General features: G+C 73.7%; 9 protein-coding genes and 1 pseudogene. 7 read left to right on the top strand and 3 right to left on the bottom strand.

Features of this window, described 5'->3' with window-relative positions; all coding sequences use genetic code 11:
- Positions 1 to 520 (bottom strand): annotated as a pseudogene (locus ACFV04_RS42340) (hypothetical protein); the annotation flags it as partial.
- Between the two features lie 137 nt (positions 521 to 657).
- Here ACFV04_RS42340 and ACFV04_RS42345 point away from each other — a divergent pair.
- Entirely contained in the window at positions 658 to 1,335 is a 678-nt protein-coding gene (locus tag ACFV04_RS42345) for a response regulator transcription factor (RefSeq protein WP_360259115.1), read from the top strand.
- Complete coding sequence (locus ACFV04_RS42350; RefSeq protein ID WP_380536426.1) at positions 1,328 to 2,785, top strand: ATP-binding protein; 1,458 nt, start codon at positions 1,328 to 1,330, stop codon at positions 2,783 to 2,785. The genes ACFV04_RS42345 and ACFV04_RS42350 overlap by 8 nt, the downstream gene beginning before the upstream one ends.
- A gap of 297 nt (positions 2,786 to 3,082) precedes the next feature.
- On the opposite strand, the gene ACFV04_RS42355 is transcribed toward ACFV04_RS42350, so the two are convergent.
- Entirely contained in the window at positions 3,083 to 3,502 is a 420-nt protein-coding gene (locus tag ACFV04_RS42355; protein WP_380536428.1) for a hypothetical protein, read from the bottom strand.
- 433 nt (positions 3,503 to 3,935) lie between these two features.
- Here ACFV04_RS42355 and ACFV04_RS42360 point away from each other — a divergent pair, with 433 nt between their 5' ends.
- The 5 genes from ACFV04_RS42360 to ACFV04_RS42380 all read left to right on the top strand — a co-directional run bounded on the left by ACFV04_RS42360 (position 3,936) and on the right by ACFV04_RS42380 (position 8,445).
- Entirely contained in the window at positions 3,936 to 4,070 is a 135-nt protein-coding gene (locus ACFV04_RS42360) for a hypothetical protein (RefSeq protein ID WP_380536429.1), read from the top strand.
- A 119-nt stretch (positions 4,071 to 4,189) separates the two neighbouring features.
- Positions 4,190 to 5,467, top strand: coding sequence for an ABC transporter substrate-binding protein (locus ACFV04_RS42365; protein WP_380536430.1), 1,278 nt, complete (start codon positions 4,190 to 4,192; stop codon positions 5,465 to 5,467).
- Complete coding sequence (locus tag ACFV04_RS42370; RefSeq protein ID WP_360259106.1) at positions 5,464 to 6,396, top strand: sugar ABC transporter permease; 933 nt, start codon at positions 5,464 to 5,466, stop codon at positions 6,394 to 6,396. The genes ACFV04_RS42365 and ACFV04_RS42370 overlap by 4 nt, the downstream gene beginning before the upstream one ends.
- Positions 6,393 to 7,226 carry a carbohydrate ABC transporter permease gene (locus ACFV04_RS42375; RefSeq protein ID WP_380536432.1) on the top strand — a complete coding sequence of 278 codons (834 nt, stop codon included), beginning with the start codon at positions 6,393 to 6,395 and terminating at the stop codon, positions 7,224 to 7,226. Before ACFV04_RS42370 ends, ACFV04_RS42375 begins: the two co-directional genes overlap by 4 nt.
- Before the next feature lie 34 nt (positions 7,227 to 7,260).
- Complete coding sequence (locus ACFV04_RS42380; RefSeq protein WP_380536434.1) at positions 7,261 to 8,445, top strand: ABC transporter ATP-binding protein; 1,185 nt, start codon at positions 7,261 to 7,263, stop codon at positions 8,443 to 8,445.
- An 8-nt stretch (positions 8,446 to 8,453) separates the two neighbouring features.
- Here ACFV04_RS42380 and ACFV04_RS42385 read toward each other — a convergent pair whose 3' ends face one another.
- Positions 8,454 to 8,837: a hypothetical protein gene (locus ACFV04_RS42385; RefSeq protein ID WP_380536435.1), complete on the bottom strand. Its 384-nt coding sequence runs from the start codon at positions 8,835 to 8,837 to the stop codon at positions 8,454 to 8,456.
- Positions 8,838 to 8,963 lie beyond the last annotated feature (126 nt).

The raw sequence follows: 8,963 nt of genomic DNA on the forward strand, positions 1-8,963 counted from the left end.
CGGTGTGGTCGGGGGTCGGGGCGGCGCCCGCCGCCACCGTGACGGTCACCGTCACGGAGCCCGGGTGAGGTGGATCCGCCGGTGCAGGCGAGGTCGCCCCCCGGCTCCCGTCCTCCCGGCGAAGCCGGTCCCGGCATCCTCCCGGCATCGCCTCAACATCGTCCCGGCCGTCCCGGCCGTCCCGGCCGTCGCGCTGCGCGCCGTCGTCGTGCTGCGCCCGGCCGTCGTGCCGTCCCTGCCCGTCGTACCGCTCGCCGTCGCCGGCCGCCGCCGTCCGGCCGTCGCGGTGGCCCTCGTGCTCGTGGTGGAGCGCCACCGCGGCCGCGCCGCCGCCGATCGCCACCGCCGCCGCGCCGACCACGACCCACCGCGCCGACCGGCCGCGCACCCAGCGCGCGGCGATCCCCAGCCCCGTCCGCGTCCGGCCCGTACGGCCCGCGCCCGGCCGCTGCTGCGAAGCGCGCGACTCCTGCGACTCCTGCGCCTTCTCCGGCTCCCCGGTCCCGAAAGGTCCGCTCACCACACACCCCGATCCTGCGACGGCCCGGGCCTTCCCCGGGTGACTGCGCACAGGATGTCCGGGCGTTGCTGAAGATCGGCTGAAGACCTGAAGACCCCTTCAGCCGGTCGCTCCGGCGACCTGCGACCCTGGTGGGCATGCGTGTACTGGTGGTGGAGGACGAACGGCGGCTGGCTCTGGCCCTGCAGCACGGGCTGACCGCGGAGGGGTTCCGGGTCGACGTGGCCCACGACGGCCCGTCCGGCCTCGCCCTGGCCACGGACCACGCCTACGACGTCGTCGTGCTCGACATCATGCTGCCCGGCCTCAACGGCTACCGGGTGTGCTCGCGGCTGCGGGCCTCCGGAAGCGACGTCGGCATCCTGATGCTGACCGCCAAGGACGGCGAGTGGGACGAGGCCGAGGCGCTGGACACCGGCGCCGACGACTACCTCTCCAAGCCGTTCTCCTTCGTGGTGCTGGTCGCCCGGCTCAGGGCCCTGGCCCGGCGGATCGGCAGCCGCGCGCCCCGGCGCACGGTCCTCGGCGACCTCGTGGTGGACTCCGCCGCCCGCACCTGCACCCGGGCCGGCGCCGCGGTCGCCCTCACCCCGCGCGAGTTCGCCGTCCTCGACCACCTCGCCCGCCGGGCCGGCGAAGCCGTCTCCAAGCGGGAGATCCTCGACGCGGTCTGGGACAGCGGCCCCGACAGCGACCCGAACACCGTCGAGGTCCACGTCAGCGCCCTCCGGCGCAAGATCGACACCCCGTACGGGCGGGCCGCGGTGCAGACCGTCCGGGGCACCGGTTACCGTCTGGCGGCCGACGGTGGCTGATCCGGCCCGGGCCGGCGGCCGGACCGGCCGGGCCCTGTACCGCCTCGTCCGCCACCCCCGGCTGGTGGCCCTGCTCGACCGCCTGACCCCGCGCTCGGTCCGCGCCCGCACCACGCTGGCCGCCTGCCTCAGCGTCGCCGTCGTCCTCGCCGCCGGTTCGGCGGCCGTCGTCCTGCTGCTGCGCGCCAGTCTGGAACGCACCGTGGAGGCGGGCGCCCGCGAGCAGGCCCAGGCCGTCGCCCGGCTCGCCGAGGACGGGCGCCTGCCCGCTCAGCTCCCGCTGGACCACGGCAGCGACTTCATCCAGGTCGTCGACGCGAACGGCACGGTGGTGGCCGCCAGCCAGAACCTGACCGGCCACCCGGCGGTCGCCCCCACCGGCCATCCGGACGGGCGGAGCACCTTCAACCTGCGCGCCCTGGGTGACGAACACCACCAGCGCGTCACCACGATCACCGCCACCACCCCGACCGGCCCGGTCACCGTCCACGTCGGTGCGGCCCTGCGCACGGTCGACGCCGCCGAGGACCTCACCTCGGCGGCGCTCGCCGGCCTGAGCGCGCTGCTGCTGCTCACCGTCGGCGCGCTCACCTGGCGGGCCACCGGCCGGGCGCTGCGCCCGGTCGAGGCGATCCGCGCCGAGGTCTCCGCGATCGGCGACCGCGACCTGGACCGCCGGGTGCCCGAACCCGGCAGCGAGGACGAGATCGCCCGGCTGGCCGGCACCATGAACGCCATGCTCGAACGGCTCGAAGCCGCGGGGGTCCGCCAGCGCCGCTTCATCGCCGACGCCTCCCACGAGTTGCGCAGCCCCCTGACCGTGCTGCGCACCCAGCTGGAGGTCGCCCTCGCGCACCCCGATCCCGAGGTGCGGACCGACCTGGTGGCCGGAGCGCTGGAGGACACCGGACGCCTCCAGTCCCTCGCCGCGGACCTGCTGCTGCTCGCCCGCCTGGACACCACCGACCACGGCTGGCCGGACGAGCCGGTGGACCTGGCGGAGCTGGTGCGCACCACGGTCACGGCCCGCGGCGCAGGGGCCGTCCCGGTCACCGTCCACGCCCGGGTGGCGGTCACCGCCCCGGGCAACGTCCTGTGGCTGGGCCGGCTGCTGACCAATCTGCTCGACAACGCCCAACGGCACGCCCGGCACCGGGTCACCGTCCGTCTCACCGCGGACCGGGCGTCCGGTGAGGCGGTCCTCGACGTGGCCAACGACGGACCCCCGATCGATCCCGCCGACCGCGAGAAGATCTTCGAACGCTTCGCCCGGCTCGACGACGCGCGCAGCCGGGACGACGGTGGCGCCGGCCTCGGTCTGCCGATCGCCCGTGACATCGCCGCCATCCACGGCGGCACCCTCACCGTCGTCGACGCGCCCGGCCCGACCACCTTCCGCACCCGCCTGCCCGTCACGTCCGGTCCGGCGGCCGGTCGAACCCGCCGGTGACGGCCGCCCGACCGGCGGCTTGACCGGCGGTTCGACCGACCGGGTGCGGTGGCCCGCACACCACGCACGGCCGCCCCGGACGAGCACGTCCGGGGCGGCACGGTGCGCGCTGTGCGGGCCGGCGGGTCACCGGGTCACCGGGTCACCGGGCCGGCGGGTCACCGGGGCAGCGGGCCGACGGGCCCGCGGTCACGGGGCCGCGGGGCCGCCGACGCAGCGGAGCCGGTTCCGGACGGGTGCGCCCGGTCCCGGCCGTCCGCGCGGGCCTGCCGGCGCCGCCCCTCCGGTGCGGGGGTCTCAGCGCGTGACGGGCTTCGGCGCGGCGTTCATCGTGCCGGCCGTCGTGGAGCTGCCGTTGTAGGAGCCGACGGTGGCGTCGTTGAGGGCGTTGATGATGTCGTCCCCGGCGACCTGGTTGTCGTCGCCGATGATGACGGTCCCGTAGTTGCCGCCGGTGGCCTGGGCGGCCTCGATGGCGGAGGAGGCCACCCCGGTCGTACCGGTCATGCCGGTCGTCCCGCTCTCTCCGTTGTGGGAGCCGACGGTGGCGTCGTGGCCCGCGTTGATGATGTCGTAACCGGCGACCTGGTTGTTGTCGCCGATGATGACCGTCCCGTGGTTGCCGCCGGAGACGACCTCGGCGCTCGCGGCGGTCGGTACGGCGGCGAGGCCGGCGGCGGCGAGCAGGACGAGCGTCCGGGCGATGCGACGGTTCATGGGTGGATTCTCCGTTTCTGTCCGTGGATGTCCCTGTTCGGGAGAAGGCGACAGTAGGCGCCGCCTCCCGGCGTGGCGGGCGATGGTCCACCGCTCGTGGCGTGTCGGGCGGGGGCACCGGGGGCCGGTCGGGTCAATCCGGGGGCCGCGTGGTGGGCGTGCCGGTGCCGCCCCCGGGACGGGTGGCTCACGACGGGTAATTCGGTTCAGCCTCAACTGAATTGAATCCGCGTCGGGCGAGTACGCCCGACCCGGCCGCGAAGTCCCCTGCCCGTTTCTGACTCACGGGCTACTGGCGGGCCGGGCGCAGCGAGGACCAGCGCGCCGAGGACGGCCCGGAGGGCGGGGGGCGACCGAACCGGGCGGGCCCGGGTCAGGTGTCGATGCGCTCCCAGCCGCGGTCGCCGCGCTCACAGCCGCGACCGCGACCCGGGTGGACGGGCTGCGCCCGCTCGGCGAGGTCCTGCTGTGGATCGCGGTGGGCGCCTGGCTGCTGACCGCCGGCGCCTTCCTGGTCGCCGTCTCGCACCGGCCCCGGGTGGCCGGTTTCCTGCGCCGTCGCCGCTGACACCGTGCGGGGAGGGCGGGTTCGCCCGTCCGGCTGGTCGACGGCGCGGCACGCCGCGGCCCGCAGGGGGCAGCGGGCTAGGGTCGGCGGGGCCGGTCCCGCCCCACCACGGGAGAACGATGCCGAGGGTCCCCAGTCTCCGTTCCCGATGGGCGAGCGCCCTCGCCGGGCTGGCCGTCCTCGCGCCCGTCCTGACGGGCTGCGGGAGCAGCGGGCAGAGCGGCGCGGTCACGCTCGACTGGTACAACTTCCCGGACGATTCGGGCGCCCTCCAGCAGGCCGCCGACCGCTGCGGGCAGCAGTCCGGCGGGCGCTACACGATCCGCTACAACAAGCTCCCCCGGGGCGCGGACGGCCAACGCCAGCAGCTGGTGCGCCGGATGGCGGCGCACGACAGCGGCGTCGACATCCTGGGCCTGGACGTCACCTGGCCCGCCGAGTTCGCCGAGGCCGGCTGGATCCGCGAGTGGACCGGGGCGATGCGCGACCGGGGCACCGCCGACACGCTCGACGCGGCCGTGCGCACCGCGACCTGGCACGGCCGGCTGTACGCCGTGCCGTACAACTCCAACACCCAACTGCTCTGGTACCGGGACGACTTGGTCCCGACCCCGCCCAAGACCTGGGCCGAGATGATCGCCATGGCGGACGACCTGGCCCGCGCCGGCAAACCGCACTACGTGGAGATCCAGGGCGCCCAGTACGAGGGCCTCACGGTCTGGTTCAACACCCTGGTCACCAGCGCGGGCGGCTCGATCCTCACCCCCGACGCGCAGGCGCCCTCGCTCGGGGCGCCCGCCGTCGCGGCCGCCACGGTGATGCACGACCTGGCCACCTCGGCCGCCGCCGACCCCTCGCTGCCGAACCAGATGGAGGACCAGAACCGGCTCGCCATGGAGTCCGGCACGGCCGCCTTCGAACTCAACTACCCGTTCGTCTACCCCTCGATGAAGGCCAACCGGCCCGAGCTGTTCCCGCACTTCCGCTGGGCCCCGTACCCCGCGGTGACCCCCGACCGCCCGGCCACCGTCACCATCGGCGGGATCGACCTCGCGGTGGGCGCCTACAGCCGGCACGCCGACCTCGCCTTCGAGGCCACCCTGTGCCTGCGCGACCGCGACAACCAGCTCACCAACGCGCTGAAGGGCGGCCTACCACCGTCCCTGCGCAGCCTCTACCAGGCGGCGGAACTCACCCGCGACTACCCCTTCGCCGCCGACGTGCTCGCCGCCCTCGACACCGCGAGCATCCGGCCGCAGACCCCCGCCTATCAGAACGTCTCCATCGCCGTCTCGCACACCCTCTCCCCGCCCGCCGACATCCGCCCGGAGAAGGACGTAGCCGACCTCCACGGGCAGATCCAGGACGCACTCGGTTCGAAGGGGCTGATCCCGTGACACCGTCCACCGCCTCCCGCGCCGTCCCCGGCCGGGCCCCGGCCGGGCCCTCCCGCGGCGCTCGCCAGGAACGCCGACTGGGCCTGCTGCTCTGCGCCCCCGCAGTCGTCGTGATGCTCGCCGTCACCGCCTACCCGATCGGCTACGCCGTCTACCTCTCGCTGCAGCGCTACGACCTGCGCTTCCCCGAGCAGGCGCACTGGGTCGGGCTCGCCAACTACGGCGCCGTGCTCAGCTCGCCGTACTGGTGGCAGGCGCTCGGTGTCACGGTGCTGATCACCGTCGTGTCGGTGGCCGTCGAGCTCGTCCTCGGACTGGCGCTCGCCCTGGTGATGCACCGCACCGTCTTCGGCCGCGGCACCGTCCGCACCGCCGTCCTGGTGCCGTACGGGATCGTGACCGTGGTCGCCGCGTACTCCTGGCAGTACGCCTGGACACCCGGCACCGGCTACCTGGCCGCGCTGCTGCCCGAGGGCAGCGCCCCGCTGACCGAGCAGTGGCCCGCGATCGGCCTGATCATCCTCGCCGAGGTGTGGAAGACCACCCCGTTCATGGCCCTGCTGCTGCTCGCGGGCCTGGCCCTGGTGCCCGACGAGACCGTCCGGGCGGCGATGGTCGACGGCGCGAGCTTCGGACAGCGGCTGCGCCTGGTCATCCTGCCGCTGATGAAACCGGCCATCCTGGTCGCCCTGCTCTTCCGCACCCTGGACGCCTTCCGGATCTTCGACAACATCTACGTCCTGACCGGCGGCTCCAACGGCACCGCCTCGGTCTCGATCCTCGGCTACGACAACCTCTTCACCGCGCTCAACCTGGGCATCGGCTCGGCGATCTCCGTCCTGATCTTCCTCTGCGTCGCGCTCATCGCGCTGGTCTTCGTCAAGCTGTTCGGCGCGGCCGCGCCGGGCGCGGAACCGGAGCAGCGATGAGCACCCGCCGGGCCCGCACGCTCACCGGCTGGGGCATCGCCAACCTGGTCGTCGTCCTCTACGCGCTCTTCCCGGTCTGGTGGATCGTGGCGCTCTCCTTCAAGCCCCCCGCCACCCTCTCCGACGGCAACTTCGTCCCGCGCACCTGGACCTGGGCCAACTACCGCGGCATCTTCCAGACCTCGGAGTTCACCCGGGCCCTCGTGAACTCGATCGGGATCGCGGTGATCGCCACCACCATCGCCGTCGTCCTCGGCACCATGGCCGCCTACGCGGTGGCCCGGCTGCGCTTCCCCGGCAAACGGCTGCTGATCGGGATCTCCCTGCTGATCGCGATGTTCCCGCCGATCTCGCTGGTCTCGCCGCTGTTCGAGATCGAGCGGGCGCTCGGCCTCTTCGACACCTGGGCCGGGCTGATCATCCCGTACATGACCTTCTCGCTGCCGCTGGCGATCTACACGCTCTCGGCGTTCTTCCGGGAGATCCCCTGGGACCTGGAGAAGGCCGCCAAGGTCGACGGCGCCACCCCCTGGCAGGCGTTCCGGCTGGTCATCGCCCCGCTGGCGGCGCCCGGCGTGTTCACCACCGGCATCCTGGTCTTCATCTTCTGCTGGAACGACTTCCTGTTCGCCATCTCGCTGACCTCCACCACCTCGGCCCGGACCGTTCCGGCCGCCATCGCCTTCTTCACCGGGAGTTCCCAGTTCGAGCAGCCGACCGGCTCGATCGCGGCCGCCGCCGTGATCATCACGATCCCGATCGTGGTCTTCGTGCTGCTCTTCCAGCGCCGCATCGTCGCCGGGCTCACCGCCGGCGCAGTCAAGGGTTGAGACCGCCCCACCGGGCGGACCAGGAAGGCGGACCGTGGCCGAGATCGTCCTCGACGGCATCACCAAGCGCTACCCCGACGGCGCCCTCGCCGTCCGCGACGTCAACCTCACCATCGCCGACGGCGAGTTCGTGATCCTGGTGGGGCCGTCCGGCTGCGGCAAGTCCACCACGCTCAACATGATCGCCGGGCTGGAGGACATCACCGAAGGCACCCTGAGCATCGCCGGACAGGTCGTCAACGACCGTGCGCCCAAGGACCGCGACATCGCGATGGTCTTCCAGAGCTACGCCCTGTATCCGCACATGAGCGTGCGCGACAACATGGGCTTCGCCCTGCGCCTGGCCAAGGTCGACAAGCCGACCATCGCCGCCAAGGTCGAGGAGGCCGCCCGCATCCTCGACCTGACCCGGCACCTCGACCGCAAGCCCGCCAACCTCTCCGGCGGGCAGCGCCAACGGGTCGCGATGGGGCGGGCGATCGTCCGCGACCCCAAGGCCTTCCTGATGGACGAGCCGCTGTCCAACCTGGACGCCAAGCTCCGGGTCCAGATGCGTACCCAGATCGCCGCGCTCCAGCGCCGCCTGGGCACCACCACCGTCTACGTCACCCACGACCAGGTCGAGGCCATGACCCTCGGCGACCGGGTGGTCGTCATGCGGGCCGGTGTCGTCCAGCAGGTCGGCTCGCCCCAGGAGCTGTACGACGAGCCGGTCAACCTGTTCGTCGCCGGGTTCATCGGCTCGCCCGGCATGAACTTCCTCGGTGCCGCGCTGGAGGAGAACGCGCTGCGCACCTCGCTGGGCGCGCTGCCGCTGGACGACCGCACCCGGCGGGCCCTGGAGCGCGCGGACGCGCCGCGCGAGCTGATCGTCGGCATCCGCCCGGAGGACTTCGAGGACGCTGCCCCGGCCGGGCACGTCGGCGGGGTCACCTGCACGGTCACCGTGGAGGTCCGGGAGTCCGTGGGATCCGACGTGTACGTCCACTTCGCGGAGGAGGGCGGGCCGGCGCCGACCGAGGAACTCGCCGAACTCGCCGCGGACTCGGGCCGGTCCGACACCGGCATGCAGGAGCACCGCGTGGTCGCGCGGCTGAGCACCGCCACCCGCGCCGCCGAGGGCGGACCGCTGGAGCTGTGGGTCGACACCGCCCGGATCCACGTCTTCGACCCCCGCAGCGGAGCCAACCTGAGCCACCCGGAACGCCCGGCGGGGTAGCGGGGGCCCTACGGGGTGCGGCCCTCCTGACGCTCCATCCAGTCCGTGATGGCCCGCTCGGTCACGGCGAGGCCGTCGACCGGGCTGAGCTGCAGCATCTCGGTGCCGGCGTCGACGTACGGCCGGTGCCCGGGCGGCTGGTAGAACGCGTCGCCGGCCTCGTACACCTCCTCGTGGTCGCCGAAGACGTAGCGCATGCGCCCGGTGATGACGTAGCCCCAGTGCGGGCACTGGCAGGCCGCGCCGGGCAGCGCCTGCAGTGGACCGTCGAGGTCGGCGTCGGCGCCGAAGGAGGCGAACTCGACCAACAGGCCGCCCATCTCCGCGCGGCGGCTGGTCACCGGCCCGAATTCCTGGATCTGTGTCGCCGACTGCTTGGACACCTTGGGCATCGGTACGGCTCCTCTCGGTGGCGGCCCCCGGGGACTCCCGTCATGTCGAGTCGACCACCGCGGACCGCAGGGCGCATCCGGGGGGGTGGACACCGGCGCGCGGCGCCGGTCCGGAGGGTGTCCGGA

The sequence above is a fragment of the Kitasatospora sp. NPDC059599 genome, from assembly GCF_042735125.1.
GTDB lineage: Bacteria > Actinomycetota > Actinomycetes > Streptomycetales > Streptomycetaceae > Kitasatospora.